Genomic DNA, 26,355 nt, shown 5'->3' with positions numbered 1-26,355 from the left:
TGAGCGCGTTCCCACACGACTTTTCACGTTTCACCAAACAAGATTGTTCTACGATGTGCTCCGCTGCGGCGTTATCATTGCAGCGGAATGACGGTTGCTTTGTTTCTTATGCGGAAGACACGCCGAAGGAGAAAGAATGCTGGAAGGGCGTCTATCAGATCGACTGCTCGGGTCTACCCTCCTTGGGCTCGGTCGGACTGCTCCTGGGTCCGGCCGCGGCCCAGGCCGAAACGGGAGCCCCGGCTGTTCACTGGGGCGCGTTGGCCTATCCGGACCGGTCGCCGATTCTGGCGATCGCGGGGAACTTCAATCGGTTCACGGAGTTTAACAGCGAAGGGCAGCGCTTCAACAACATCAACGAGACGATGGGCTTCAACTTCGCCTCAATCAGTTGGACCGAACACCGGAGAAATTAGGAAAACTGGAGCACGAATCTGACCCTCGGCGGCGGCCTGACGGGTAACTAGCCGACCAGTCATCTGGGGAATTCCCAAAGTGCCGGTCCGCCGGATCCGGGAAGAGACGGACTTCATAATCGACGGCTCCGTCACTCGGTGGATCGATCTGGGAACGTGGCGGAACGGACTCTTTGCCGGCGTCGGGGTCTCGACCGGTAGTCTCTATCATGAGGGATTTGCGCGCGCTGGGTTCCGTCGCGCGCCGATCGGGTCGTGGATGCTTCCCGCACCCTGGGAACAGGCGGTTCCTGTTCTCGGTTGGCTGAAGGGATTTCACCTGTCGGGGATGGTGCGGTACGGACGCCTGTACTCGGGCGCTGCCTTTCGCGAGGTCTCGCCGGAATCCTACCTGGCTTAGGCCTCGGTCAGCTGGGGCATCTACGATCCCGCCAATGGGTCTCCATTCTTCGAGATCCAAATCGGGGCGATCATCGATTCCGGCATCTTCTCTGACTTTAAAGGCAACGCGTTGGAAGAACGATTCTGGACCGGCGCCATGCGGATCAGGCGGCTCACGTTTGAAACCTGGAACGACCAGTTGAACCGCAAGGATTACGGACCGACCTACGGCTTCGCGATCACCTACGACATCTATTCGGCCTTGCCGGCGTCGCTGCAATGGCGGTAGGAGGAGGCCGGGCTGGACTGCCTTCGCTTGAGGCCGGAGCCGTTTTGGTCCGCCGTAAGCCTCAGCTCCACTTGGTTGCGGAACTTGTTCCGTTCCGACTACCCGTCGAACGGAACTTCGCACAGTCCTCACCACCCGCTTGGAGCGGGCCGTTTCGCTTCGGTAACGGTCGGAGCACAAATCGGCTCTGATGCCCGCTCCAGCAGTCCAGCCCGGCTGGGGTCAAGTAGAGAAGATCCGAGGTTGTGGCCTCGCCGTGCGTTCGTTCCATCCGAGACGTAGGTGAAGAGTGCTCGTTGTTTGCGGAGCTTCGTTGGGAGCTGCTGTTTGGCCGGTGAGGGTTCCCGAGGGATACTAGCTCATGGCCGCTAAGTCGCGTTCACGTACTGCCAGAGCAGCTTCCCTACAGAAACGCCTGCGCCGGGTCTACATTGCGGCCAGGCGTTTTGCACGGTCGGTTCGGCGAGCCATCCGGACGTTGCGGGCCGCGCCGATCGGGGTCCGAGTCCTCGTCGGCGCGGTCGTCGTCCTGGTGGCTTGGCTTGCGGTCAACTGGGTGTATCAGGTGATCCGCAAGCCGACCGAACTCTTCTTTCCGATGGACGCCGCGCTCGCCAAGAGCCCGCCGGAGACGTGGCGGGAGTACGGGCCGCTCTTCCGTGAGCATTCGACCGCCGTCATCACACCCGAGCTGCTGGCTGCGCTCGCCCAGGTCGAAGGCGGGGGCAACCCCGTCGCGCGAACGTACTGGCGGGCGGGTCCGGCCCAGAATCCCTTCGAAGTCTACAAACCTGCATCGAGCGCGGTCGGCATGTATCAGATCACCGACACGACGTTTCACGAAGCGAAGCGGTATTGCATCCACAACCACGTGGTGGTCGAGGATGGGCCCTGGCACGACGTGAGATCGTGCTGGTTCAACAGCCTCTACACCCGCGTCCTGCCCAGCCATGCCATCGAGCTGACATCGGCCCTGCTAGACCGCGCCGTCGCGAGCGTGATGGCCCACCAACGGAAGTCCGCTATACTCCAGCACAAGCAAGATCTGGCGGCGGTCATTCACCTGTGCGGAGCTGGGGCAGGCGAAGCCTTTGCCAAGCGCGGCTTTCGGCTGGCACCCAGGCAACGATGCGGCGACCACGACGTCCGCGACTACCTCGTCCGAGTCAGCGCAATGAAGCGGCAGTTTGCCCGCCTGGCGGCCGGTCAACAGGAATGAATCGCTCCTCTCGCCCGCCTCGGAGCCATATGAACATATGGCTATTCAATTTTCTTCGTGTTGATGGGGAAAGGGGTCGGGAGTCTTTTCATGCCATGGAGTCTTTTCTTGCCAGGGTAAGTCACGTTTGGAGGATGGTGACTGTGATGACGGTGGACAGGTGACCGAGACATGCGGTCAGGCGATTCGGGATGAATGCCTTGTTCTTGGCGTGCGGAGGCGTTCGGAGTTCGCGACAAAAGACTCCCGACCCCTTTTGTGCTGAGCATCACGTTTGCGCGTGCCGCCGAGTCGGTGAAACGGCCGGAGTCGTGTGAAGTTTCGTTCGACACCGGTCAGCGCGGAACGAGTTCCGCAGCCAAGCGGAGGAGAGGCTTACGCCGGACTCAAACGGCTCTGGTCTTGAGCGGAAGCAGTTCAGCCCGGCCTTCTTCCTTCGCAGCCGACCTCTCCTGTTTGGCCGTGACTTTCTTCACGCGCTATCAAGGAGTCAGGTAGGGTGCTCGGCACTGCGCGCATGGAACGAGCACCGCCCACTGTTTAACAATGCAAATGATCTTGCGTGCGCGTTCTGCGAGCACGGGAGCATCCCACCTGGCTCCTCATATCCCCCACCCGCCGCTCACCTGAATATTCGCCCCATTCACGTAGCGCGCGTCGTCCGATAAGAGAAATCGCACAATGGCGACGGTATCGCCGACATTGCCGACGTAGCCGGCGGGGATGCGCTTGACCATGCCGGCCAGTTCCTCCGGCGGGGCGCTGCCGGAGTCGATGAAGCCGGGCGAGATGGCATTGACCGTGATGCCGTGCGGCGCCAGCAGCTTGGCCAATGTTCTGGTCAGGATGAGGACGCCCGCCTTGGCGATGTAATGCGCCGTCACGTCCGGTTGCGCCACCATCTGGTCGGCGTTCGCCATGCTGAAATTGATGATGCGGCCCGATTTTCTCGCCTTCATGCCGGGCGCCACGGCTTGCGCCAGATAGAAGATCGGATGCAGATTGCCGGCGAACATCTCTTCCCACCCGGCCGGGGTTTCCTCAAACAGGTTCACGCGATGATACGGGCCGGCGCAGTTGATCAATGCATCGATCCGTCCCCAGTGCTGTTCGACCTGCGCGGCGAAGTGCTTGGCGGCGACCGGGTCTGACACATCACACTGGACGGCTAACGCCTGGCCACCCCGTTCGACGATGCCAGCGCGGGTCTTGTCGGCCTCGGCTGCGCTGGTCCGGTAGCAAATGGCGACGGCCCAGTGTTGAGCGGCCAGGTCCAGGGCGATGGCGCGGCCGATGCCCTTCGCGCCTCCGGTGATCAGTGCGACGCGGGTACTCATGACACATCCTCCCTTCGGGATACGGGTTGGTCAGGGACGGCGCGGAGTCCGGCCGTCGCGCAGACGACCCGGTTCCGCCCCGTTGCCTTGGCCTGATAGAGCATCTCGTCGGCTGCGCGGATCAAGTCTGGCACGGACCGCGCGTGCGTCGGATAGGTGGCGACGCCGACGCTGACGGTGATGTGATCGGGAGCCGCCGGCGCTACTTGCCGGAGCGACAACCCGGCGACCGCGATCCGCAAGCGTTCGGCAACCGCCGCGGCGCCTTGGGTGTCCGTCTGGGGCAGGACCACCGTGAATTCTTCGCCCCCATATCGGGCCAGCACGTCGCTTTCCTTCAGCATGCGGTTGAGCGTCGTCGCCACGGTCTTCAACACCAGGTCGCCGACCTGGTGCCCGTACGTATCGTTCACTTGCTTGAAATGGTCGAGGTCCAGCATCAGCAGGCTGACGAGCTGCCCTTTGCGGCGTTCGTCCGGCAGGATCATTTTGGCCAGAAATTCTTCCAAGAACCGACGGTTATAGGCACCGGTGAGTTCGTCGATCAATGCCCGCCGTTTGGCGCGTTCCAGGTGTTGGATATGTCCGATCATCGGGGCCGCGACGCTCACCAGCGCTTCCACCCATTGACGGGTCTCGTCCGTCCAGCAACGGGAGACCGAACTCGCCAAGTGCACGACACCGATGGTGTGGCCGCCCATGACCAGTGGGATGCACCAGTAGGAACCAGGCCCGTCGTTCGACAGACTGAAAGAACAGGTCAGCCCCTGCGTTACGTCCTCGACCTTGTATTCACGTCCCGCCCGGATAACCGGACAGTGCGACGGGCGATCCCACACGGGATAGGAATCCACGCGCAGGTCGTCTCGTTTGGGCGATGACCAGACCAGTTCCAAGTGATCCTCCGAGCGATTCAGCCGCAGAATAAAAATTTGGCGCAGCGGCAGCGCCTGATGCAAGGTGTGGCTCAGCGTCCGGTAGACCTCTTCCTCCGAAATGGCCTGCTGGATCACCTGAGTTTTTTCATGGAGGTCCATCAACCGGCGGTTCAGCGATGTCAATGCGTCGGTCTGGCGCTGCAACTCCTGCGCGCGCGCCCGCTGGTTGGCGCCGATGGTTTCGTGCATGCGCCGAAGCTCGCGCCAGACGGCGCGCACTTCTTCTCCCATGGCGGTGTCGGACCATTCCGTCAGCGGCGGAGGCTCGCGGACGTCGCCTCGGTCCCCGGCAAGGTCGCGCATGCTGGCGGCCAAGTGCTGCAGGGGCGTCGTCACCACGTAACGCGTCGCGAATACCACGAGGCCGAGGATGAGAACCCCGACGCTGAGACCAGCGCCGAGCAGGATCCACTGGTCGCGCTTCACCGCCCGCAGCGGCGCATCGATGGGGATGACCAATTCGATCCCGCCGATCACGCCGTTCAGGCGGAAGTCGCGTTTGGGACTGGCCTCATGGCTGTTATGACAAGCGACGCAAGTCGGGAGGAGGGCACGGTCGGCAGCCAGGAACCGGACGACTTCCGAGCCGCCGACGGTATCGCGCCGGCTGTAAATGCGGTCGCCGTGCTCGGCCAGGAACCGGAATCCCTCTTGGTGAAACGGGTCGGTCGCGGCATGCTCTTTGTTGATCGGCCAGGGGCTGATCAGTCGGAGGCGATAGGACTGTGGCGTCAGGACCATCAGGTCCGTGACATCCTGCATCAGTGCGGAGGGAAGCGGCGGTGCGGAAGCCAGCCGGTGATAGTCGGCTGGGACCTGCGCGCCGACCTTGAGCAGACGTGGAAGGACCTCGGTGAGATATGCCTGGCGATCTCTCCGCACCTGCGTGAGCAGCGCCTCTCCGGCCGCCATCACCTGCTGTTCCAGCAACCGGACCTTCTGCCGTCCGGGCAGATACCAGGTGATGATCACGAGAAGGAGAATTAAGACGGGGGTCAGAAGCAGGAGCAGTTTGGCGGCGACCGACCAGTGGCGCGAACGGAGGGGATCCGGCGTGGCGGGAATGCCGAGGGGGTGGGGCGTCGGCGCGACAGGCGTCATGGCGGGTTCACCCTCGATCCGGGGCTGGCCCGTCCTTGCGCCTCGGGCAGGCGAGACCGAAGGCGGTCCTCAATTAACCGGAGCGCACCGGTAGTGCGCGGCGAGAGAAAGGAGACCGCTTTGCCAGCTTCTTCGATCAGCGCCAGCAGGTCGTCGATCGTATCGATGTCCCGCTGGACGGGTAACAGCCCGGTCTTGAATCCCAGGCCATCGGCCTTCAGCCGCGTGAGTTCGAACACCCGGCCGGTGGACCAGGGAATGTGTGCGAACAGTTCGGGCGCCGGTCGCTTCAACCCGATCAAATAATAGCCTCCGTCGCAGGCCGGCCCCAGCACCAGATCATGGTCCGCGAGCAGCGCGAGCGCGTCGCGGTAGGTGTCCAGCGGAAGCGATGGAACGTCCGTCCCGACGAGCAGCGCGTTCTTGTATCCCGACGAGAATATCGTCGAAAACGCGCGGGTCATGCGGGCACCGAGGTCTTCCCCTACCTGATCCAACAGCTTCACCCCGTGCCGTTCCTCCAGGATCTGAAAGAAGACGTGCCGGGCGGACGGCGCGCAGGCCAGGTAGCGTTCCAACGGGAGGCGGTGTTTGGCGATCGCGGTCTTGCTGCGCTCCAGGACATCGAGGACGAAGCTCCCGTGCAGGCTGGCGGCCTCGTCGGGCGTCAGCGGTGGACAGAGGCGTGTCTTGACCTGGCCTGCGATCGGAGCCTTGGCGAAGATGATCAGGGCGCTGTCCGAAGCGCGGTGAGAGGCGGACGCGTGCGGACTGACTCGTTCTGTCTTGCCTTTCTCCATACCTGCCGAATACCTACCTATAACTTTGTGCCGCTAGCCTCTCGCCGGCTCACGCACCGCCGCATAGAAGCGCGCGAGCCGCTCGGGGCGGATCCCAAGCCAATACAGCAACCGCAGGGTCCACATCAGGAGGATCGTCCGCACAGGGCCGCAGAGGTCCCACCGCCGATAGGAGGTCACGACCGTCGCGGACAACGCCGCGACCCGGCCCATGCGCCTGAGCCGCTTGGTGAAGTCGATATCCTCCATAAGCGGAATGTCCGCATACCCGCCCATCCGCTCGAAGACCGTCTTTCTGACGAAGATCGCCTGATCGCCTGTCGCAATGCCGGTCAGACGGGACCGCAGGTTCATCATCGCGCCGATGACGCGGCTCAGGCGCGAGTCGCGGTCGAACCGGACGTCGAACCGGCCGCCGACGCACGCCGGATCGCGCAGCGCGCTCAGGATCGCGTCTTTGGCTTCGCACGGCAACAGGGTATCGGCGTGCAGGAACAGCAGGACGTCGCTGTTCGCCTCAGCCGCTCCGCGGTTCATCTGCCGCGCGCGGCCTGAAGGAGAAGTTAGAACGGCGAGAGGCGTCGTGTGAGGTTCGAGGTCCGACGTGGCGACCTGTAACTTCGAACGTCGAACTTCGAACCGGCTGACAATCTCCCGCGTGCGGTCGTTGCTACCGCCGTCGACCACGATGATCTCGTCAAATCCGAGGCCGATGGTGCGGCAGAGCGTGCGAGGAAGTGCCTGTTCTTCGTTCAAGGTCGGAATGACGACGGCGATGGTCATCGGCTGCCTGGTCGGAGGCCGGGAAGTCAATGGTCAACCGTCAAATGGTGATCAACATGGTTCCTCCGGTATCCGTTGTCCTTGACCAACGACCGTTGACCCGTGTCACCGCTTATCCGGCGGAGCGGTCTTGAACATGAAGAACGTGACGATGGCGACGGTGGACCAGAACACGACTTGTTTGTGCCAAAACAGCACTTCACCGTAATGGAGGAACGCCAAGCCGGCCGCGACAGCCGCAGTGATGACGGTGTAGCGGATTGTCGGATTCTCGATGACGGAGCCGGCCCAGATGGCGAGGCCGCCGAAGTAGATGATCATCGGTACGATGTTGATCTCAAATCCTCCACTAATGGAGAGGAACACGTTCAGGAACCCGATGAACATGAGGGCGGTGCCGGTCATCATGCCGGCCACGTTGGTCGGATGCTCGCCTCCGGATTCCTTCTCGGGATCGCGCCTCGGCTGAGTCGGCGTCGCGGAGGAAGGCTCGTCGGGGCGGTGTTCGGAGGTCATGGACGCCGCCTTTACGATTACGATTTGAAGTGCTTGCTCAACGTCAGCCCTTGCCGCTGGTACGACGAACCGAGGACCGACCCGTAAACTTGCGTCGGGAACTCCAGCATCCTGTCATATACAACCTTAAAGAAGGTTTGTCCATCGTGGATCAGGAAGGGTACGTCGTGCGGGCGCACTTCCAGCACCACCTGGGTCCCGCGCAATTCACCTCGGCCATACCCGAATCCCGGATCGAAGAATCCGGCGTAATGGGTGCGCAGCTCCCCGCAGGCGGCTTCATACGCCATCATCTCCGCTGCGTAGCCGGGCGGCACCCGGATCCGTTCTTTGGACGCCAGAATGTAGAATTCTTCAGGTTCAAGCAACAGACTGTCTTGCCGGTGACGGCGGATCGGCTCCCAAAAGTCCAGCGCGGCGTAATAGCCGATCTTGGACAGGTCGATGACATGACTGTTTTTCTTGGCACGGTAGCCGATGATCGTGTCGTCGCCGCGGTCCGCCCCTTTCAGATCGATCCGCAGGAAGAGACCCCGGTCAGTCCGCAGGTCGCGGCTGGAGACGGGTTTGGCCGCCGGCCGGTTGTGATAAAGCAACGGCTCGGCGTTGTGGAGCTTCCTTAGCGCCGCGTCCGAGACCGCCGGCTGCCCGCGAACGAACCGGATCTGGTTGAGGGAATCGCCTGTTCTGACCTTGATGGCGAAGGAGCGCGGCACCACTTCCAGATAGAGCGGCCCGTGGTATCCCGGGCGGATCTCGTCGAAGCCGGCGGTCAGGTCCGTCACGACGCGGGTGAAGACATCCAGCCGGCCGGTGGTGCTCTTGGGATTGGCCTTGGCCCTCAAGTCTTTCGGCAACTTCAGACTTTCCAGCAGCGGGACCAGGTAAACATGGCCCTTTTCAAGGATGGCGCCGCCTGTCAAGTCCATCTCGTACATCACAAGATCCGACTGGTAGAAGTCCAGCACGTTGAGCCGGCTGGTGATCTCGGACAACTCCGGCAGAAAACTACTGATGAGCCGATAGGCTTTGCGACCCAGCCGCAGGTCCAGGCTGGCCGGCTGAATCTGCCGGTCTTCGAACGGCACCTCCGAGCGGATCGCTTGGTGCTCGATCAGCGCTTTGATCTGTTGGTAGGGCAGAATACCGTTCAGGCGGGCGGGTCGGTTCACAGGTCGTCAAGACCTCCCTCGGTTCCTTCGCCGCAAGTGGCAAACGACGGGCGCGCGCCGACCATCGGCAGTTCACGGCGGACTTCCTCGCCCTTTCCTCCGCCCTTGGGGGCGAGGGCTACGGAGAGGGGGGGCTGCGGATAATGAAACAGCTTCCGCTCATAGTTTTTCAGAATCGCGCCGTCTTCGTCCAGATGGACCAAGTAGTCGCCTGGCAGTAACGGAATCTTGCCGCCGCCGCCGGGCGCGTCGATGACGAAGTGGGGCACCGCCATCCCACTCGTGTGCCCTTGCAGCGCCCGGATGATGTTGAGCCCGGTCTCCACGCTTGTCCGGAAGTGGTTGGTGCCCTTCGTGAGATCGGCCTGATAGAGGTAGTACGGCTTGACGCGGGCCAGCAGAAGCTGATGCACGAGGCGTTTCATAACCTCCGGATCGTCGTTGACGCCTTTCAACAGCACGGTCTGCGCGCCAAGCGGCACGCCGGCATCGGCCAGCATGCCGCAGGCGGCCTTGACTTCAGGCGTCAGTTCGTCGGGGTGATTGAAATGCAGATTCATATAGATCGGATGATATTTCTTGATCATGTCGCAGAGCTTGGGCGTGATACGCTGCGGCAGCGTCCCCGGCACCCGCGAGCCGATCCGGATGATCTCCAAATGCGGAATCGTGCGCAGGGCTTTCAGGATGCGCTCCAGCAGATGATCGGGCAGGAGCAACGGGTCGCCGCCGGAAAGGATGACGTCTCGGACTTCGGGGTGCTCACGTAGATAGGCGATCGCCCGATCCAGTTCGCCTTTCTTGAGGAATCCCGGTTTGCCCACTAGGCGCTTTCTGGTGCAGAAGCGGCAGTAGATCGGACACTGATTCGTGACCATCAGGAGTACGCGGTCAGGATACCGATGCACTAGGTGTGGCACCGGACTCATCAGATCCTCTTCAAGCGGATCATCTTCCGCGTCCGCGTCGGCCATCTCGGCGATATCCGGCACGACCTGCTTCCAGATCGCGTCACCCTTTTCTTTGATCATCGCCATGACCGTCGGCGTGATACGCATCGGATACTCCCCGACCACGGCCTCGATTTCTTTCTCATCGACGCCGAGCCGTTCCGCCAGGTCTCTGGGCTTCACCACGCTCTCGGCGAGGATCTTTCTCCAGTCTTCCATCGATGACCCCATGAGGAAATAGCAAATGGTTGATAGCGAATCGCGTATGAATCGGAGCGATAGCTGATCGGCTATCCGCCGCCGGCTATCCGCTGCTTGCTGTACTTGGTTTCCAGATATGCCAGGATGTCCCGGGTTTCGGTCAGCACCGTGTCGCCGTCTTTGAGCACCGGCACATAATATTGGCCGGAGATGTCATAAACCTGTTTGCGCAGGGGCCGGAAATCCGGCACCACCACGTCTTCATAGTCCACACCCAACTCGGCCAACTTCTGCCGGACCACCGCGCATTCCGGGCACCAGTGAACGTGGTAGAGGGTCATAGCGCCACCGCGCACGGTAGCATGATCGCATCCCGCATACCGTGGATCAGTTTTTTGTCAGGCGGACACACGGTCGCCAGGATGCCGGCCAGTTCCGCCTTTTCGCCGGTGACGAAGTAGTATGGTGACAACCGCACGCGTCCTGACATGGGGACGACATCGGCTGTGGCGGGATCGAAATACGACGATTCGAAGAGCCGTCCTTTGTGGAACTCCTGCAGAACGTAGGGCGTCACCGGAAACGCAGCGAGCGCGCGGTCCAGCGCCGCCGCCCATTCCGACTGCGGCAGGTCATGGCCCACGGACACGCCTCGGCTGCCCCAGGCCAGTTCCGAGAAACCGGACGGCTTGACGACATACTGCCGCTCTTTCTGGCCCGCGCAGGCCAGTTCACGCCAGTCGCTCACCGGTCGACCGTCCAGGACAAGGCCGGGAATCACAGCGGTCGGCGGCACTGGCGCCGGATCCAGGATCCAGGTGCGCGGCATCAGCGCCGCGAGAAAGGCGAAGGTCTCTTCGCCCAGCTCCCTCCGCCAAAACGGCGCGAGCACCGGGTGATGCAGGAGTGCGAAGGCGAGCTTCTCCTCCAGTGCCGGCTTGAAAGGCGGCGTGACCAGCACCCGGCCTTTCTTCGCGCTGTACATGATGAGTTCGGCTTTCGGGATGTTTTTGAGGTCGAACAGTTCGAAGAACCGATAAACTACCGCGATCGGGCGTCCTCCGGCCTCATCGGCCAGCCGTAAGCCCTCTTCCGTGAACCGCACCTGGCGCGGCTCGATGCATTCGATATCCAGGCCGCGTTCGCGCAGACGCGCGGCGATCCATTGCATCTCCGGCCGGTAATCGCGCGCTTCTTCGGAAACCACGATCGCGACGCAACCTGGTGTATCGCCTTGCAGCGCCCGCAGCATCGCCCCGAACCCGTTGAGCATTCCATCTCGCCCGCCGACGATCTCGTACGCGCGACGCGGAGAGGATTCGATTGCGAGCTGATCGGGTCCGGCATCGACGGTTGCCGAACGACGATTCACGTCCGCGTACGCTCTGGCCAGCGCCCCGGTCAGCCCGATCCCGCCGGGCACGGAATCCAGTTCGGTGACGACAAGGCCGTCTGGGGTCGGAATGATATCGGGACGGATCACCCCCGGCAGCGAGTCGCGAAAGCGCTTCATGCGGCTAAAGGCGATCAGCGCTTCCGGCTTTCCTTGGTCGAGATAGCCTGCCGCCCAGGCCGGCTGCGTTCCCCGGACGCTGTCGAAATAAAGACGGTTCAACGCCCGATAGAAGGCCAGGAGCCGGTGGCCCAGCGAGCGAAAGACAGCTACCTGCTCGGAAGAGAGGAAAAACGGCGCCGGGCTTACGCGCCATGTGGTCGGAGCTGCATTCTTCCGGCCGGAGTCACCAACGCCGTCGTTTGGCGAGGGGTCATACAGCCCTTCACGGATCAACGTGTCGCGAATGACGGAACAGCGACGGGAGGCGGTGTCGGAAGCGGCGGAATCAAAGAGATTTCGCGTCGGCGCCAATGAGTCGTCCCTCAGTCGATAGAGGTGCAGCGGATCCGGCGAGCGTGCGCGGCCCCGGTCAATACGCGGCAAATCGTAACACGCCCTCTTCAAATCAGACAAGAGCGTGGCCGGAAGCGATGCGGCCCGTGACAGATCGCATCGCCGCCGGACCGCGATGAGCCGAGCACCTCCGGTCGGGGCGACCGAGTGTCGAAGAGAGCGGCTCCGTACGGGTACGGTGGGCCCCGGAAACCGGCAGGTTCCTTGCTCCCCTCCGAATTGCGTCGTATGATGATCAGCGCCTGCTTCAGGAGCGGTGCTTCGTCATGCGCGAGCTTCGTTACCTGCCGATGATTGTCCTTCCGCAGTTCGTCCCGAACCGGACTTGCCTGGGTTGTGAGATCTGCTGCCGCTTCCCCGAACCGGACAGCCTGCTCCGGCCCTACTTCACGGATCAGGAAATCAATCGGGCCGTCGAACGGGGGATCGATCCTGCGCATTTTCCCGCCAAAGACGGATGCCAAATCAACGTTGTGCCCGATCCTGCCGGCGAAGGCTATCTCTGTCCGGCCTTCGATCCGGTCACTTCGGAATGCCGGATTTACGAGATACGCCCGCTGGACTGTCAGATCTATCCCCTCGCGGTCATGTGGAATAGAGAGCAGCGCGAGGTGGTCCTGGGATGGGATAGGAAGTGTCCCTTTGTCTCGGGCGAGAGGCGAGAGGCCCCAGACCCATTGCCTCTCGCCTTCCATCGCCGCTTGCCCGATCTTGAGGCCTACGCCGCCCGCATCGCGTCATTGATCGAGCGTGACGACATCCTTGACACCTTCGTCCGACATCCTCGCCTGATCGGTCCCTTCCAAGACGATGTTGTGATCCTTCGTCCCCTGCCGCGACTGACGGCGCGCCTTGCCGTGAAGCGTGATGCGTCGACCGTGGAGCCCGGTGAAGCGAGCAAAGGGGTGTTCGGGTTCAGTCTATCCGATTCCCGCTTCCCGCTTCACCCGCTTACGCTCGCGGACCGTCCGCGCGTCGAGCGGGCCCTCGCGTCATCCGACCTGTCGGCGGACGACGCGCCCCTGGCCGCGTGCTCGTTTGCCTATCATTTCGTCTGGCGTGGCGTGCTTCCTTATCACTGGGCGGAACTGGAGGGACAGCTGTGCCTGTTCGCCGAATCGCCGGACGGGCTCTTTCTGGCCCTGCCGCCGCTCGGACCGGGTCCGCTTAGGCCGGCGTTGGATGCGGCGTTCGAGTTCATGCGGGCGTGCAATAGCGGGTCGTCAGTATCCCGCGTCGAGAATGTGCCGGCGCGCCTCGCGCCGCGCCTGGAGGCGTGGGGGTATCGCCTGCGGGCGAAGCCTCCGGATTATCTCTACCGGGTGTCGGACCTAGCGCGCCTGGCGGGTGATCGCTACAAATCGCAGCGGGCCGCCTGCAACCGCTTCGAACGGGAGCATCGGGGGCGAGTCCGCTTCGATCCCTATCGTGCGGACGATCGAGCAACCTGCGAGGCGTTGTTCCGCGACTGGAGTCGGCAAAAACAGCGCAGCGGGCTCGATGGAGCGGCGAAACTGATGCTGATGGATTCAAAGTCCGCTCATCGGGATATGCTCGCCCATTCCGAGGCCTTGGGCCTGTCTGGCGCGGTGGTTCGGATCGACGGGACGGTTCGCGCTTACACATTCGGCTATCGCCTCGCTCCGGCCGTCTTCTGCGTATGCGCCGAAGTGACCGATCGGGAAGTTCCTGGGTTGGCGGCCTGGGTGTTCCGCGAGTTTTGTCGTCAGGCGTTGCGGCAGGGGTACGAGTTCGTCAACACCATGGACGACTCCGACCTCTCCAGTCTCGCTCGATCCAAGCGTGCGTACCACCCCGATCGGTTGATCCCCAACTGGATTGCAAGCGTTCGATGACGTCTGCTCCGCTTCGCGTTGCCGACACGCACAGGCCGTATTCCTGGTTGCCGGCGCTTGTTCTTGTCATGGTCGCGGTGGCGCTGGCGATCGCGGCGATGGCCCTGCATGTTCTGGAAGCGCGGCTGGTCGAGACGACCGGCGAGAGTTTGCGTGTGGCCGCCGCCGGGATCTCTGACCAAGTGGATCGCTTGGTGTTCGAACGGTCCGCGGACGTCGAGCTGATGGCGCGTGCATTGAGCGATCAGGCGTGGCGATTGGAGGATGTCCATCAGTATCTGCGTTGGATGAAGACCCAATACCCCGTGTATCTTTGGTTGGGCGTCGTTGACGAGCGCGGTCAGCTGGTGGCTTCTACGGAACCCGGCATGGTGGGGCGGGAGTATGCCCAGAGCGACTGGTTTCGCGCCGCCCGGGAACGGCGTGAACCGGCGGTGGGCGATGTGGATCCATATGACTCGGTCGGCGGAGCCGAGGCAATCGCCTTCTCTGCCCCGATTCTCGCACCGACCGGGGAGTTCTGCGGCGCGGTGGCGGCACAAGTCGGATTGGCGGCTCTCGAAGAAATCGCGGCCAAGACGATGATGGCCCTTCAAGTCGGCGACGGCGGGTTGGGCCCGATCGAATATCAGTTTCTAAACGCGCGGGGCGAAGCCTTTCTCGACTCCGATCTCTCGCACAAAGGGTGGGTCAACCTACGGCAGCTCGGTTTGCCCTCCGTCCGGCTCAGCGAGTCAGGCCGCTCGGGATCTGTCGAGGAGGAGCATCTGCGTCGACGCGTCCCAGTCGTCACTGGCTATGCCCGGACGCGAGGGAATAATAAGGATAGGGGAGGACCGCAGTGGACGGTGTTGCTGCGCGTCGATCGGGACCGCATCCTGGGACCGATCCGCGGGTTGCTCTGGACGTTGGGAGGCGCAGGATTGGCTGTATGGCTTCCGATGGTGGGCCTGCTGCTGTGGGCGACCCGCCGCCTGCGGACCGAATATGAACAGGCGCGGCGGGAGAGCGAGTGGGCCCGGGCAGCGGAGACGGCGTTGCTGCAAAGCCAGGAGCGGAACCGGGTGATCGTGGATACGGCGCTCGATGCGGTGATCACCACGGACGCCGGCGGCGTCATCACGGATTGGAACGCGCAGGCCTCGCATCTCTTCGGGTGGACGCGGGAGGAGGCCGTCGGTCGGCGGTTGTCCGCTACGATTTTCCCCGAACGGGAACGGGCGGCGCATGAACAGGGGCTGGAACAGTTCCTGTCCACGGGAGAAAGCCGATTCCTGAACCGGCGGGTAGAGGTCACGGCGTGCCACCGCGACGGTCATGAGTTTCCGGTCGAATTGGCGATCGCGTCGGCGCGGGTCGGGGACGCCACCATCTTCAGCGCCTTCGTCCGCGACATCACGGCCCGAAAGCGCGCGGAATGCCGCCTGGCTTCACAGTACGCCGTGACGCGGGTGCTGTCCGAATGCCGCGCACTGACGGACGCCGCCCCGAAGATCCTACAGGCGCTCTGCGAGAGCCTGGAATGGGAAGTGGGGGTGTTGTGGCAAGTCGACCGGTCCGCCGACGAGCTGCGCTGTCTTGATCTCTGGGTCTCGCCGGCTTCGCCGGCCGATGAGTTCGTAACGGCCACCGTTTTGCACACCTTCAAGCGGGGAGTCGGACTCCCGGGCCGGGTCTGGGCCGCCGGCGACGCGGCATGGATCGCGGACGTGCTGGCCGACGCCAACTTTCCGCGTGCCCTATCGGCCCGGGCCGTCGGTTTGCACGGGGCGTTCGGATTCCCCGTTCGCGTCGGCGGCGACGTCGAGGCCGTTGTCGAACTCTACAGCCGGCAGGTGCGGGAGCCGGATGAAGAATTGCTGAAGATGGCGGCCGATCTCGGGCTGAAGATCGGCCAGTTCGTCGAGCGGTCTCGCACACAAGAGGCGCTGCGGCAAGCGGAAGCCCAGTTGCGGCAATCGCAGAAGATGGAAGCGATCGGCCGGCTGGCCGGCGGTGTGGCGCACGATTTCAACAATCTATTGACCGTCATCCGGGGCTACAGCGATCTGGTCCTGGCGCGCTTGCATCCGACGGAGCCACTGCGCAAAGACATCGAGGAAGTCAAGAAGGCCGCCGATCGCGCCGCGAGTCTCACAGCGCAGTTGCTGGCTTTCAGCCGCCGTCAGTTCGTCGCGCCGAAGCTGGTGGACCTCAATGTGGTCGTGTCGGGCATGGAAACCATGTTGCGACGGCTGATCGGCGAAGACCTGATCCAGCTCTGCACGGTGCTCGATCCGCAAGCCGGCCTGGTCAAGGCCGATCCCGGACAGATCGAGCAGGTCGTGATGAATCTGGCTGTGAACGCGCACGACGCCATGCCGACCGGCGGAACCCTGACTATTGAAACCCGCGGCGTCCAGATCGCCGAATCCCCGGGGCGGAATGCCCAGCCGGTGGACCCCGGTTCGTACGTGATGTTGGCGGTCAGAGATACCGGCTGCGGTATGGATGAGGAGACGCAATCGCATCTGTTCGAACCCTTCTTCACGACGAAAGAGAAGGGTAAAGGGACAGGACTCGGACTTTCCACGGTCTATGGCATCGTCAAACAGTGCGGTGGTCATATCACGGTCGAGAGTAAGCCGAGTCATGGGACCGCGTTCACGATCCTTTTCCCGCGCGCCGATGAGACGGCGGAGACGACGGAGCCCGGCGTCATGGCGTCCGGTGAGTCCCGCGGCAAGGAAACCGTCTTGCTGGTGGAAGATGAGCCGGGCGTGAGGGGGTTAGTGCACAACACTTTAAAACTGCACGGGTATACCGTGCTGGAAGCCCGGCACGGCATCGAAGCGTTGCTGACTGGTGCCCAACATATGGGGCCGATCCATCTGTTGTTGACGGACGTGGTCATGCCGCAGATGAGTGGGCCGGAGGTTGCCGAACGGCTTGCGGCCGTCCGTCCCGGGCTGAAGGTGCTGTACATGTCCGGCTATCCGGACCATCCGATTTTCTCGCGAACGGGCGTGACAGCCCATGCCGCCTTCCTGCCGAAGCCCTTCACGCCGAACGCCCTGGCGCGCAAAGTGCGCGAAGTGTTGGACGGCGCGGCTTGATCTTCCCCCCGCTTTCCGCTTAAGGTGGCGCCTGGTTGGATGGCGAACAGCGGGTAGCCGGCAGCCAATAGCGCAGAACCATTCGCGCTCGGACGACAGCCGGCGAGGCGAACAACGACGTTCAGAAACCCCGGATCGAATCATGCACAAAGGCCAAGAGGTGGAAATCGACCAGTACCGAGTGCGGGAGGAGCCCTTCTACGCGGAGGTGCGCGGGGAAATCGGGCTGTTCACGATCGCGGCTCGCAATCGGATGCCGGTCATGCTCAAAGGGCCGACCGGCTGCGGCAAGACGCGCTTCGTCCAGCACATGGCATACCGCCTGAATCGCCCGCTCATCACCGTTGCCTGTCACGAGGACCTTACCGCCTCGGACCTGGTCGGGCGGTACCTTTTAAAAGGCCAGGAGACGGTGTGGGTGGACGGCCCTCTGACGCTCGGCGTCAAGCACGGCGCCATCGTCTATTTGGATGAAATCGTCGAGGCGCGCAAGGATACGACGGTGATCATCCATCCGTTGAGCGACGACCGCCGGCTGTTGCCAATTGAGAAAAAAGGCCAGATCATCGAGGCCGTCGACGACTTCATGCTGGTGATTTCGTACAACCCCGGCTACCAGAGCGTGCTCAAGGAATTGAAACAGAGCACGAAACAGCGGTTCCTGGCCATCGAGTTCGACTATCCGACCCGCGACATCGAAACCCGGGTAATCGAGCGCGAGGCCGGCGTGAACAAGGAGACGGCGGAACGGCTGGTGACGCTCGGCGCGAAGGTCCGTAATCTCAAGAATCATGGGCTGGAAGAAGGGGTCAGCACGCGGCTCCTCATCTACGCTGGGACGCTGATCCGACAAGGCGTGCCGCCCGAGCAGGCCTGCGATGCGGCCGTGATTCGCCCGATCACCGACGATCCGGATATGCAGCGGAGCATCCAGGAAGTGGTGAAAGCGATCTTTTGAAAAGCCGCGCAGTGAGTGGCGCGCGGGGCAAGGGAACGACGCTGCTATTCCGGTGAGTTCTCCCCCAATCGTCCAAGACAGCCCTGCCGGGGCGATTCTTTTCGTGCACGTGCAGCCCAAGGCGGCGCGGACCGAGTACGTCGGGCTCCACGGGGAGGCGTTGAAGGTCCGAGTCGCCGCGCCGCCGGCCGAAGGTGCAGCCAATGAAGAACTGTGCCGGTTCCTCGCCGCGACGTTCGGTCTCCCGAGGCGCGCTGTCGAAATCGGTTCCGGAGCGACCGGGCGGCGCAAGCGCGTTCTGTTAAGAGGAGTCAGCGCGGTGAACGTGTGTCAAGCGTTCGGGGTGTCGGCGTCGCTGCAGAAAGAACGGGCATGAACCGCTGCCTGTTCGGCACCAGGTTTTCATGCGGGCTAGGTCCGGGTCTGGTGGTCGCCTTCGCAATCTTCGGTCTCGCCGGTTGCTCTGGTCCTCACCCGGTGCTTTACCCCAATTCCCATTTCACCGCCGTCGGCCAGGAAGCGGCCGAACGGGACGTGGCCGCGTGCAAACAAATGGCGAAGGCGGCAGGCGCCGAACCGGGAACCGGTCAAGTCGGGGAAGTGGCCGGCAGTACAGCGGTCGGTGCCGGGATCGGGGCAGCCGGGGGCGCGGTCGGAGGAGCAGTGATCGGCGTGGCGGGAAGCGGGTCCGCCATCGGTGCGGCAAGCGGGGCGGTGTGGGGCCTGATCACCGGGCTGTGGCGCGTGTTCACGGGCGACGGCGAACGGAATCAGATCTCTCGTCGCTTCATCGAGCGGTGTCTCACGGAAAAGGGGTACGAGGTCGTCGGATGGGAGTAGCCGGCGTCGTGCGCATCAACAAACTCTTTCAGCCTCGCGCGGTCACAACAAAAAGCAGCCGGGGAAGTCGGCTAGCAGGCATTGGAGGCGGATGGAGATCCGCTCCAGCCGCGCGATGTCGTCCTTGGACGGTTTGTCGGGGTTCACCCGTTCTAACCATTCGAGGTCCCGCTTCAATTTCCAGAGCGAGAGGGCGGACGTGCCAGGAATCTTGCTTTGCTCGTCCGCGGCGAGAGCGAGCAACGGCCGCAAGCTTGCCAGTTCGTCACCGAAGACCAGCCGATCATTGTCGAATCCATATGGCCCTTGGTCCTGATCGATCAATTGGACGAGGTCTTGTAACCACGCCACCGTCGCGGCCATCCGTTCGTAGTGCAGCGTGTCAGGCAAGTCGGACGGCTGGTGATAACGCGGTGTGCGGCCTGCCGAGAGAAACAGGAACGGGACTCGGGCGTTCCGGAATGCGTCATAGTCGCTGAACGCGACTTGACCGAGCAGTGGGATCTCTTCGACCAGATGCAGGCCGACGGGAAGCACGGTAAGGGGTGGGTGGCCGGAGACGAGAGGCGAGAGGGTCGAAGCCACGGCCTCAAGCCTGGCGCCTCGCACCTGGGGCCTGCTCGCCTGTTTGAGGCGAGCGTACAGCTCCGGACTCTTTTCCGCTCCCGCTGCAAAGATTGTCTCTCGCAAGGGCTCCCAATGAACCCCGCCCATGAGATCCATGATGACCGCGGCTTGGATGTCAGACGGTGCGCCGATCTCCGCCGGGAGGTGGTCGACGAAGTGTTGCGATCCCATGAGCGATGTGCGGATATAAGGCGGCTCTTCCGTATTGAACGCGGCGAACAGCGCCCAATGCGCTCGGAGAGGCGGCAGAATTCGGGCGGTTTCGATCAGGATCGCGACCGCAGACGCGTTGTCGTCGGCGCCCAGGTATCGGCCGCCCAAATGATCGTAATGCGCCCCGATGACAATCCACCGCGAAGCCGGATCGGGCGGGGTCGAAGGATGCCTGCCGAGGAGGTTGTCTCCCAGCGCCGTCGAGACTGATTGCCGGTATCCCTTTAACGAGGCCAACGGGGCAAGCCCGGCTTCCTGGAATCGGGCTTCGATGTAGGCGGCCGCCTTCCGATGGCCAGGGGTGCCCGGTTTGCGTCCTGCGAGGTCAGGGCCGGCCAGAAAGTCGACGTGGGCTTTCAACCGTTTGGCGAGGTCGCTGGTGATGGGGAGGGTCTTGGGATCGACAGCGGCCATGGCGAACCCGCACGGAATGAACCCGGCGAAGATGAGATGCAGCGAGATGGGGAGCCACAGTCGCCGCCGGATGTCACCCTGTGGCGAAGGGACGGGCTGGTCGATCAAGGGGTCGGCCCTGGCTCGATGGCGGCGGGCACTTGCACCCGGCCGGGCTCGCTCTGTGTGTGCGCCCTATGACGAAGCGCACGACCTTTATCCGGAGTCGGGTCGGTGATCAGACCGTAGACCTGCCGGCCTTCGTGGTCCTCCGGGAGGTACTCGGTGATCGGCATGCCGTCCTCCCGCACGAACAGCAGACAGTGACAGTACTTGTAGATCTGCATCTCGTCACAGGCGCAAATCCATCGCCGCAGCTTGGCCTCCGCTTGCTTGTCCTGGTAGAAATTGCACGGGCAAAGCGGCCTTCCCAATTCGTCCACGTGCGCGGCCAGACCCTTGACGACCGCTTCGGTCACGGCGGGATTGGGATGAAACGTCGTGCCGCTCTTTTCCGCGAATCCCCGCACGAACTTCCATATCTTCTCTACACTCTCTGGACGTGGTTCGGACATGCTGATTCTCCTAACACCGGCGCATCCAACCGATGCTTGCAAGGCGACCTCTGCGTGAGCCCGCAGTTTACAAGCGAAAGGGCCTCCTTTACAATCCGACCCTTCGTGAAGAAGGTGAGGGGCGAGGGACGGTCCAGCAAGCTCTTCCGCTCGTGCCCGCACATGCAGTCGGCCGAGATGGCACCGAATGAACAATTAACTGCGCGCTTGACCGAACACCTCGGCCGGGCGACCGCCGTCGAGTTGGTCGAGGCTCTCGCGAGGACCGCCGGGCGTCCCGATTCGGTGCGGGCGGCTCTGATCCTGCTGGATGAACTGGAAGAGGTTTCCCCCAAGTCCGCGCGGTGCGCGATCGAAGCGTTTCCCGAACTGATGCGTCGCGGCTGCCTCGCCCATGCCGTGCCGTGGCTGGATCTCGGGATCGCCATCGCCGGATCCTCCGGCGCAGCGGCGATGAAGTACTTCAAGGAAAGTCCCCTGTTGCTTTGCGCCGTTGAATCGGACTCCGAGCGCGCGCAGATGCTCGAGGTCGCGTTGGAGTGGGCCGAACAGGATCCGAACGTGACGCTGGAATTGTTCAGGGTCGCGCCGGAACTGACGAGGATATTGCCGGTGGCTCAGTTGCGCGCCTGGGGCGAGATCGGCGCCGAGTTGGCCCGTGTGGATTATGTCGTGGGGGTCGAATTTATCCGGCAGAGCCCGCAGGTCGTCCGCGTGCTCCGGCCCGACGATCTCCGGGCGTGGGCTGTCTTCGGAATGAAGCTGGTCGCGCAGAACAGCCTCGGCAGGACCGACTACCTGGGCACGCTAGAATTCTTCCGGACCAGTCCGGCCATCCTTGGCGATCTCGACGGCGATGCGGTCCGACAGGCCGTGGTTACGCTCGGTTCGCTGCTCGCCGACCGCTCGCCCGATGCGGCGGTCGCGTTTTTGGCGGAAGCGCCGGCTATCATGCGACGCCTGCCCGGCCTGGATTGGCGCCTGCGGGTCTTGCGGTACGGCGCATTGGTCGGGGAACGGGATGCCGAAGCGGCGCTGGCCTATCTGCGTCGTGCGCCCGAATTGGCGGCGCTGATCGGCGATGTTGCCGACGCCGGGAGCAAATTCGAGACCTGGTTCAGAGCCGGCATGGAGACCTTGGCCTACAGTGTGGAAGGAGGGCAGGCCTACTTCGCCCTGGAGTCGGTCAAGGCGCTGGCCTCGGCGGAGCAGGCGATGAGCGGGGTGCCGCTTCGGTTCGTCGCCCGATCCCTCAAGTTGTTCGCGGAAGCGCTCTGCGGGACCGACGTGACAATCCGTGCTTTGCCGGAATTCAGCGGAGCCGACAAAGAACCGGTTCGCGCCACTGTGGGGGACGATGGGCGCAGCATCGCCTTGCCGGCAATCCTGCGACGCTACCCGACACGGGAGGAGAATATCCGGCTCTATCATGTGATGACGGCGCACGAGGCGGGGCATCTGGAATTTGGGACCTATCATCTGAATGCCCAAACGCTGGCCGACCTGGTTGAGGAAGTCCGTCGACGAACCGGGAGAGACCCGCGAGGCGAGCAGGACGTGTCGGGAAAGCCCGTCGCGCCCGTCGTGCAGACCCTTGGGCAGTTCTTCAATCTTTATCCGCAGCCGGGGCTCATCCGGGACTTGTGGACGATTTTGGAAGATGCCCGGGTTGACTATTTGCTGCGGCGGGAATATCCGGGACTCAGCCGTGACCTCGCACGCCTGGCCCGTGACGCGGCGACGACTCGCTCGCTCGGGCACGGATTGTCGGTCCGCGAGTTGGTCGTCGATGCGCTGCTCTTACTCACCACCGCTGAACCCGGTACCGTGCGGATTCCCGATCCGGTGGCGGAAATTGTCGAGCGGGCCTGGCGGCTCTGCCAACGCGTGCTCAGGCCGGAAGCGACGGCGGAGGACGCCATCCGGGTCGCGCATCAAGTGTACGGGCTGTTGGAGGAGATAGTGGGCGCGTCTTCTCAACGCGAGGCCAGTGGAGGATCCGTCCAAGAGCCGAATCAGGGCGCGGGACCGCGATCGTCTGAAGAGCTCACGGGCGACTATCGGCCTGTGACCAACTGGGCCTATCGGGGCGCCATGAATCCGGATCGAGTACGGGATCGAAGCCGGACGGGCGAAGAATCGGTTGGATCCCCGGGCGGCTCCGAAGGCGACCTGGAAACGGCAGGAGGCGGAATCGGCGGGTCAGCCAGCCCGGCGGAGGCGGTCAAACGGGATCACTCCGCGGAAGCGCCGCACCGAGAAGCTACTGGAGAAGGATTGACGGCTGGCGAGGTCTGGCCAACCGTGCTGGAGGAGTGGCTGCTGGCCGAGAACGAGCAGAGGGAGCTTGCGGGCGGTCATGCGGCCGGCGCGCGCGTGTTTCGGTATCATGAATGGGACGCCGCGATTCAAGACTATCGGACGAATTGGTGTCAGGTCGTGGAGCGGGCGGCCGCCGAAGGTCCCTCCGATTTCATCGAAGAGACGCTGGCTGCCCATCGCGCGGGCATCAGACTGCTGCGGCGTTATTTTGAAAGCCTGCGACCGCCGGGATTGCGGCGCGTGCCCGGCCGGTCGGACGGTGACGAGGTCGATCTGGACGCGGTGGTGCGGAGCAGGGCCGACGCCGCCGCGGGCGTGGAACCGTCGGATCGCCTCTATGTGCGACGCGAAAAGCGAGAACGGCGGGTCGCCGCCGCGTTTCTGATCGACATGAGCGGGTCGACCAGCCGACAACTCTCGGACGGGCGTCGCATTATCGATGTGGAGAAGGAAAGCCTCGTGCTCCTGTGCGAAGCGCTGGAGGCGGTGGGCGACCACTATGCCGTGTACGGCTATTCCGGTCGCGGACGGTTTCAAGTCGAGTTCTTCGTCCTTAAGGAATTCGGCGAGCCGATCGGCGGACGGGCGGCGTATCGTCTCGGCGGGATCGCGCCGCTCCATCAGAATCGAGACGGCGCGGCCATTCGGCATGCCACGCGGAAGCTGCTGGCGCAAGCCGCCAAGACCCGCCTGCTGGTTCTCCTCAACGACGGCCGACCACTGGATGACGGCTACCGGGACGACTACTCGCTGGAAGATACCAAGGCGGCGCTCCGGGAAGCGCGCTTTCGCGGGGTCGAACCGTTTTGCATTACGGTCGATCGGGAAGCCGATGACTACGTGCGCCGTCTGTACGGCGACGTGCGGTTTCTGGTCATCGACCGCGTGGAAACGCTGCCCGAACGGCTGCCGATGGTCTATCGGCGCTTGACATTGAGCTAGCAGCGAAGAACTCGGGATATTGCGATTCCCGCTATTCACCACCAACACGTTGCCAAGCGCGATGACAAATCAAAGCGTGCCGCCCTGGCTCTACAAACTGTTTACCGGTCACCAGTATCCCTATGTGCGGCGGCAGGCTAAGTTTGCGAACCGGGGCATCAAGCCCGGCGAGGAACGGCCGGAACCGACCCCTGAAGAAATCGACGCGAAGTTCTGGGAAATTTATCCGCGGTGTTCGGTCAAAATTCTGCAGGAGGTGAAAACCGGCATGATCGTCAGCTTCGTGGAATTGGACGAGTATGCGCCCGGCACGTATCAGGAACTGATCGATCATCCGGAGGATTTTCTGGCCAAGAGATACGGCAAGAAAAAGATCAAGGTGAACTTCTACGACGGCGAAAATTTCGTTTGCACGATCAATTTCAAAGTCGGGGGCTGGACGGGGCACGAGCACTGAGGATCTCTGAATGATGAGTTCTGGGTGCTTGGAGCGATCCAACAACTCGGAACCCAGCGCTCTTCACTCAGAACTCGACCGGAGGGGACATGGGCAGGCCGAAGGTTACTGTGGTCGGGGCGGGGAACGTCGGAGGGACGGTCGCTCAACGGCTGGCGGAGAAGAATTGTTACGACATCGTGCTGGTAGACATCGTCGAAGGCGTTCCTCAGGGCAAGGCGCTGGACCTCACCCAGGCAGGCCCGGTGTGCGGCTACAGTTCCCGCATCGTCGGCACCAACGGCTATGAAGAAACGGTCGGCTCCTCCCTCGCTGTGATCACCTCGGGTATTCCGCGCAGACCCGGGATGAGCCGGGATGAACTGCTGGCGACCAACGCCAAAATTGTGCAATCGGTCGTGCGCGAGGTTGCGTCTCGGTCTCCCGACGCGATTCTGGTCATGGTCACCAATCCGCTGGATGTGATGGTGCATGTGGCTCGGCGGGTCAGCGGATTTCCCAAAGGCCGCGTCCTGGGCATGGCCGGCGTGCTGGACGCGGCGCGGTTGCGGGCGTTCATCGCCCAAGAACTGGGCGTCGCCGGAACGGACGTGCAGGCGATGGTCCTCGGCGGGCACGGCGATACGATGGTGCCGTTGCTGCGGTATACGACGGTGGCCGGACGGCCGGTCACCGAGCAGTTGCCCAAAGAGCGGTGGGACGCGTTGATTCAACGCACGCGCGATGGCGGCGCCGAGATCGTCAATTTGCTGAAGGCTGGCAGCGCCTATTATGCGCCGTCGGCGTCCGTCGTCGAAATGGTCGAAGCGATTCTGAAGGACCAAAAGCGCATCCTGCCCTGCGCCGTGCTGTGTGAAGGCGAATACGGCCTGCACAATGTGGTGGTCGGGGTGCCGGTCAAGCTCGGCCGAAACGGAGCCGAAGCCATCGTTGAATACGAACTGACCGCCGAGGAACGCGCGGCGCTGCACGCCTCCGCGGCTGCTGTGCGGGACCTCTGCACGGTCGTCGATCGTCTGATGGCGTGAACGCATCATCAACCGTCACGCGCCAATCGCCGGTTGTGACGTCTTGTCGATCTTCCCGATGACGCTCGATGAACGAGCAGTGGCAATGACGGGTCCGGATGCTTGACATTGCGGCGCGGCTTGCAGTAGACACTCCGGCTTAGCGGTTAACCGAAAGGTGGTGACATGATGACATTCCTCGAAAATCCTTACCAAACGATGGCCGCAGGATTCGCGCTGACGATCGTGTTGGTCGGCATATGGCTGGCGATGGTTGGCATGCCGGAGGGCGGAGCCTGGTTTGAGCAGATCTTCCGCTGGATCCATTTTCTGGCCGGCATCATGTGGATCGGGCTTCTGTATTTCTTCAACTTCATCAATGCCGGCTTCCTGAAATCGCTGGACGCCGGCCAAAAAGGGGTCGTGATTCCGCGCTTGATGCCGGTCGCGCTGAATTGGTTCCGTCACGGCGCGACCGTGACCGTGTTGGCGGGGTTGGTGTTGATCTTTTACCTGCATCCCTCGCTTGAGGGCACCGGCGACAAGGCGATATGGATCGGCGGTCTCCTGGGATTGATCATGATGACGAATGTCCATGCGATAATCTGGCCCTGTCAGAAGAAGATCATCCAGTGGACGAAGGAGTCCGCGGAGACCGGCAAGCCGACCCCTCCGGAAATGGCGGCTGTAGCCAAGAAGGCGCTCTATGCCTCGCGCATCAATATGATGCTGTCGATTCCGATGCTGTTCTTCATGGCGGCTGCCAGTCATCTCAAATAAGTCCCGCGCGACCCTCCCCGCTGTGCGGCCGGGAGCGGGGAGGGTCGAATCACGGCTGTCAGTTCCTCCCGCCGTCGGGCCTCGCGCGGAATCCCCTGACAAGCTCAGACGTCGTAGCGGATCCCACGACAGCCGTCCGGAGAACCGGTGCCGCGTGGACGACCGGTATGCCCATCGGGATCTAGGCCCCTTGGCCCTAACTCCTTGAGAATCTGGCCCATTCGCCGGAACTTGGCTTGACGAGCGAGGTAAGCGGGCCGTATAGTTAGTCCCTCCAC

The 26,355-nt window shown here is 62.9% G+C and carries 24 protein-coding genes; 13 read left to right on the top strand and 11 right to left on the bottom strand.

Annotation, left to right across the window (positions count from 1 at the left end):
* Window positions 1–77 precede the first annotated feature (77 nt).
* The 4 genes from ACWHTU_RS15185 (at window position 78) to ACWHTU_RS15170 (ending at window position 2,305) form a co-directional block, all read left to right on the top strand.
* Complete coding sequence (locus ACWHTU_RS15185) at window positions 78–416, top strand: hypothetical protein (protein ID WP_447860232.1); 339 nt, start codon at window positions 78–80, stop codon at window positions 414–416.
* 79 nt (window positions 417–495) lie between these two features.
* On the top strand, window positions 496–816 hold the full coding sequence (locus ACWHTU_RS15180) for a hypothetical protein (protein ID WP_447860230.1): 321 nt from the start codon (window positions 496–498) through the stop codon (window positions 814–816).
* A 111-nt stretch (window positions 817–927) separates the two neighbouring features.
* A complete protein-coding gene (locus ACWHTU_RS15175) occupies window positions 928–1,086 on the top strand; it encodes a hypothetical protein (RefSeq protein ID WP_447860229.1) in 159 nt (52 codons plus the stop codon).
* Window positions 1,087–1,447: 361 nt separating this feature from the next.
* Window positions 1,448–2,305: a lytic transglycosylase domain-containing protein gene (locus tag ACWHTU_RS15170; RefSeq protein ID WP_447860228.1), complete on the top strand. Its 858-nt coding sequence runs from the start codon at window positions 1,448–1,450 to the stop codon at window positions 2,303–2,305.
* 602 nt (window positions 2,306–2,907) lie between these two features.
* Here ACWHTU_RS15170 and ACWHTU_RS15165 read toward each other — a convergent pair.
* The 9 genes from ACWHTU_RS15165 to ACWHTU_RS15125 form a co-directional block, all read right to left on the bottom strand.
* The gene (locus ACWHTU_RS15165) at window positions 2,908–3,642 is read right to left on the bottom strand and encodes an SDR family NAD(P)-dependent oxidoreductase (RefSeq protein ID WP_447860227.1); all 735 of its coding nucleotides are present in this window, start codon (window positions 3,640–3,642) and stop codon (window positions 2,908–2,910) included.
* Window positions 3,639–5,681, bottom strand: coding sequence for a diguanylate cyclase (locus tag ACWHTU_RS15160; protein ID WP_447860226.1), 2,043 nt, complete (start codon window positions 5,679–5,681; stop codon window positions 3,639–3,641). The genes ACWHTU_RS15165 and ACWHTU_RS15160 overlap by 4 nt, the downstream gene beginning before the upstream one ends.
* Entirely contained in the window at window positions 5,678–6,481 is an 804-nt protein-coding gene (locus ACWHTU_RS15155; protein ID WP_447860225.1) for a TIGR04282 family arsenosugar biosynthesis glycosyltransferase, read from the bottom strand. Before ACWHTU_RS15155 ends, ACWHTU_RS15160 begins: the two co-directional genes overlap by 4 nt.
* Window positions 6,482–6,514: 33 nt before the next feature.
* Window positions 6,515–7,264 (bottom strand): TIGR04283 family arsenosugar biosynthesis glycosyltransferase, encoded by a 750-nt coding sequence (locus ACWHTU_RS15150; protein WP_447860224.1) that lies wholly within the window; start codon window positions 7,262–7,264, stop codon window positions 6,515–6,517.
* Between the two features lie 105 nt (window positions 7,265–7,369).
* A complete protein-coding gene (locus ACWHTU_RS15145) occupies window positions 7,370–7,780 on the bottom strand; it encodes a hypothetical protein (protein ID WP_447860223.1) in 411 nt (136 codons plus the stop codon).
* A gap of 17 nt (window positions 7,781–7,797) precedes the next feature.
* Window positions 7,798–8,952, bottom strand: a complete 1,155-nt coding sequence (locus ACWHTU_RS15140; RefSeq protein ID WP_447860222.1) for a 2'-deoxycytidine 5'-triphosphate deaminase — start codon at window positions 8,950–8,952, stop codon at window positions 7,798–7,800.
* Window positions 8,949–10,121 carry a KamA family radical SAM protein gene (locus ACWHTU_RS15135; RefSeq protein ID WP_447860221.1) on the bottom strand — a complete coding sequence of 391 codons (1,173 nt, stop codon included), beginning with the start codon at window positions 10,119–10,121 and terminating at the stop codon, window positions 8,949–8,951. The genes ACWHTU_RS15140 and ACWHTU_RS15135 overlap by 4 nt, the downstream gene beginning before the upstream one ends.
* Window positions 10,122–10,192: 71 nt before the next feature.
* On the bottom strand, window positions 10,193–10,444 hold the full coding sequence (locus ACWHTU_RS15130; protein WP_447860220.1) for a glutathione S-transferase N-terminal domain-containing protein: 252 nt from the start codon (window positions 10,442–10,444) through the stop codon (window positions 10,193–10,195).
* Entirely contained in the window at window positions 10,441–12,042 is a 1,602-nt protein-coding gene (locus tag ACWHTU_RS15125; protein WP_447860219.1) for a hypothetical protein, read from the bottom strand. The genes ACWHTU_RS15130 and ACWHTU_RS15125 overlap by 4 nt, the downstream gene beginning before the upstream one ends.
* A gap of 236 nt (window positions 12,043–12,278) precedes the next feature.
* Here ACWHTU_RS15125 and ACWHTU_RS15120 point away from each other — a divergent pair, with 236 nt between their 5' ends.
* The 5 genes from ACWHTU_RS15120 to ACWHTU_RS15100 all read left to right on the top strand — a co-directional run bounded on the left by ACWHTU_RS15120 (window position 12,279) and on the right by ACWHTU_RS15100 (window position 18,761).
* The gene (locus ACWHTU_RS15120) at window positions 12,279–13,868 is read left to right on the top strand and encodes a phosphatidylglycerol lysyltransferase domain-containing protein (RefSeq protein WP_447860218.1); all 1,590 of its coding nucleotides are present in this window, start codon (window positions 12,279–12,281) and stop codon (window positions 13,866–13,868) included.
* Window positions 13,865–16,963: a PAS domain S-box protein gene (locus ACWHTU_RS15115; RefSeq protein WP_447860216.1), complete on the top strand. Its 3,099-nt coding sequence runs from the start codon at window positions 13,865–13,867 to the stop codon at window positions 16,961–16,963. Before ACWHTU_RS15120 ends, ACWHTU_RS15115 begins: the two co-directional genes overlap by 4 nt.
* A gap of 142 nt (window positions 16,964–17,105) precedes the next feature.
* The gene (locus ACWHTU_RS15110; RefSeq protein WP_447860215.1) at window positions 17,106–17,921 is read left to right on the top strand and encodes a CbbQ/NirQ/NorQ domain-containing protein; all 816 of its coding nucleotides are present in this window, start codon (window positions 17,106–17,108) and stop codon (window positions 17,919–17,921) included.
* 52 nt (window positions 17,922–17,973) lie between these two features.
* Window positions 17,974–18,297 (top strand): DUF167 domain-containing protein, encoded by a 324-nt coding sequence (locus tag ACWHTU_RS15105; RefSeq protein WP_447860214.1) that lies wholly within the window; start codon window positions 17,974–17,976, stop codon window positions 18,295–18,297.
* On the top strand, window positions 18,294–18,761 hold the full coding sequence (locus tag ACWHTU_RS15100) for a glycine zipper family protein (RefSeq protein ID WP_447860213.1): 468 nt from the start codon (window positions 18,294–18,296) through the stop codon (window positions 18,759–18,761). Before ACWHTU_RS15105 ends, ACWHTU_RS15100 begins: the two co-directional genes overlap by 4 nt.
* Before the next feature lie 42 nt (window positions 18,762–18,803).
* Here the strand turns inward: ACWHTU_RS15100 and ACWHTU_RS15095 are convergent, their stop codons facing one another.
* Both ACWHTU_RS15095 and ACWHTU_RS15090 read right to left on the bottom strand, forming a co-directional pair.
* Window positions 18,804–20,123 carry a M28 family peptidase gene (locus ACWHTU_RS15095; protein WP_447860212.1) on the bottom strand — a complete coding sequence of 440 codons (1,320 nt, stop codon included), beginning with the start codon at window positions 20,121–20,123 and terminating at the stop codon, window positions 18,804–18,806.
* Window positions 20,120–20,569, bottom strand: coding sequence for a ferredoxin-thioredoxin reductase catalytic domain-containing protein (locus ACWHTU_RS15090; RefSeq protein ID WP_447860211.1), 450 nt, complete (start codon window positions 20,567–20,569; stop codon window positions 20,120–20,122). The genes ACWHTU_RS15095 and ACWHTU_RS15090 overlap by 4 nt, the downstream gene beginning before the upstream one ends.
* Before the next feature lie 177 nt (window positions 20,570–20,746).
* Here ACWHTU_RS15090 and ACWHTU_RS15085 point away from each other — a divergent pair, with 177 nt between their 5' ends.
* The 4 genes from ACWHTU_RS15085 (at window position 20,747) to ACWHTU_RS15070 (ending at window position 26,077) form a co-directional block, all read left to right on the top strand.
* Window positions 20,747–23,833 (top strand): hypothetical protein, encoded by a 3,087-nt coding sequence (locus tag ACWHTU_RS15085; RefSeq protein WP_447860210.1) that lies wholly within the window; start codon window positions 20,747–20,749, stop codon window positions 23,831–23,833.
* A gap of 61 nt (window positions 23,834–23,894) precedes the next feature.
* On the top strand, window positions 23,895–24,290 hold the full coding sequence (locus ACWHTU_RS15080) for a hypothetical protein (protein ID WP_447860209.1): 396 nt from the start codon (window positions 23,895–23,897) through the stop codon (window positions 24,288–24,290).
* An 89-nt stretch (window positions 24,291–24,379) separates the two neighbouring features.
* The gene (gene mdh / locus ACWHTU_RS15075; protein ID WP_447860208.1) at window positions 24,380–25,318 is read left to right on the top strand and encodes a malate dehydrogenase; all 939 of its coding nucleotides are present in this window, start codon (window positions 24,380–24,382) and stop codon (window positions 25,316–25,318) included.
* Between the two features lie 165 nt (window positions 25,319–25,483).
* The gene (locus tag ACWHTU_RS15070; RefSeq protein WP_447860207.1) at window positions 25,484–26,077 is read left to right on the top strand and encodes a urate hydroxylase PuuD; all 594 of its coding nucleotides are present in this window, start codon (window positions 25,484–25,486) and stop codon (window positions 26,075–26,077) included.
* The last annotated feature ends 278 nt before the right edge of the window (window positions 26,078–26,355 follow it).

Source organism: Nitrospira calida (genome assembly GCF_976986435.1).
This window is presented reverse-complemented; position numbering and strand designations above follow the sequence as displayed.

What these genes read in the sequence shown, in the direction of transcription:
- ACWHTU_RS15170 (WP_447860228.1), top strand. Translation starts at nt 1,448, where the DNA reads ATGGCCGCTAAGTCGCGTTCACGTACTGCCAGAGCAGCTTCCCTACAG.
- ACWHTU_RS15165 (WP_447860227.1), bottom strand. Translation starts at nt 3,642, where the DNA reads ATGAGTACCCGCGTCGCACTGATCACCGGAGGCGCGAAGGGCATCGGC.
- ACWHTU_RS15160 (WP_447860226.1), bottom strand. Translation starts at nt 5,681, where the DNA reads ATGACGCCTGTCGCGCCGACGCCCCACCCCCTCGGCATTCCCGCCACG.
- ACWHTU_RS15155 (WP_447860225.1), bottom strand. Translation starts at nt 6,481, where the DNA reads ATGGAGAAAGGCAAGACAGAACGAGTCAGTCCGCACGCGTCCGCCTCT.
- ACWHTU_RS15150 (WP_447860224.1), bottom strand. Translation starts at nt 7,264, where the DNA reads ATGACCATCGCCGTCGTCATTCCGACCTTGAACGAAGAACAGGCACTT.
- ACWHTU_RS15145 (WP_447860223.1), bottom strand. Translation starts at nt 7,780, where the DNA reads ATGACCTCCGAACACCGCCCCGACGAGCCTTCCTCCGCGACGCCGACT.
- ACWHTU_RS15135 (WP_447860221.1), bottom strand. Translation starts at nt 10,121, where the DNA reads ATGGAAGACTGGAGAAAGATCCTCGCCGAGAGCGTGGTGAAGCCCAGA.
- ACWHTU_RS15130 (WP_447860220.1), bottom strand. Translation starts at nt 10,444, where the DNA reads ATGACCCTCTACCACGTTCACTGGTGCCCGGAATGCGCGGTGGTCCGG.
- ACWHTU_RS15120 (WP_447860218.1), top strand. Translation starts at nt 12,279, where the DNA reads ATGCGCGAGCTTCGTTACCTGCCGATGATTGTCCTTCCGCAGTTCGTC.
- ACWHTU_RS15115 (WP_447860216.1), top strand. Translation starts at nt 13,865, where the DNA reads ATGACGTCTGCTCCGCTTCGCGTTGCCGACACGCACAGGCCGTATTCC.
- ACWHTU_RS15110 (WP_447860215.1), top strand. Translation starts at nt 17,106, where the DNA reads ATGCACAAAGGCCAAGAGGTGGAAATCGACCAGTACCGAGTGCGGGAG.
- ACWHTU_RS15100 (WP_447860213.1), top strand. Translation starts at nt 18,294, where the DNA reads ATGAACCGCTGCCTGTTCGGCACCAGGTTTTCATGCGGGCTAGGTCCG.
- ACWHTU_RS15090 (WP_447860211.1), bottom strand. Translation starts at nt 20,569, where the DNA reads ATGTCCGAACCACGTCCAGAGAGTGTAGAGAAGATATGGAAGTTCGTG.
- ACWHTU_RS15085 (WP_447860210.1), top strand. Translation starts at nt 20,747, where the DNA reads ATGGCACCGAATGAACAATTAACTGCGCGCTTGACCGAACACCTCGGC.
- ACWHTU_RS15080 (WP_447860209.1), top strand. Translation starts at nt 23,895, where the DNA reads ATGACAAATCAAAGCGTGCCGCCCTGGCTCTACAAACTGTTTACCGGT.
- mdh (WP_447860208.1), top strand. Translation starts at nt 24,380, where the DNA reads ATGGGCAGGCCGAAGGTTACTGTGGTCGGGGCGGGGAACGTCGGAGGG.
- ACWHTU_RS15070 (WP_447860207.1), top strand. Translation starts at nt 25,484, where the DNA reads ATGATGACATTCCTCGAAAATCCTTACCAAACGATGGCCGCAGGATTC.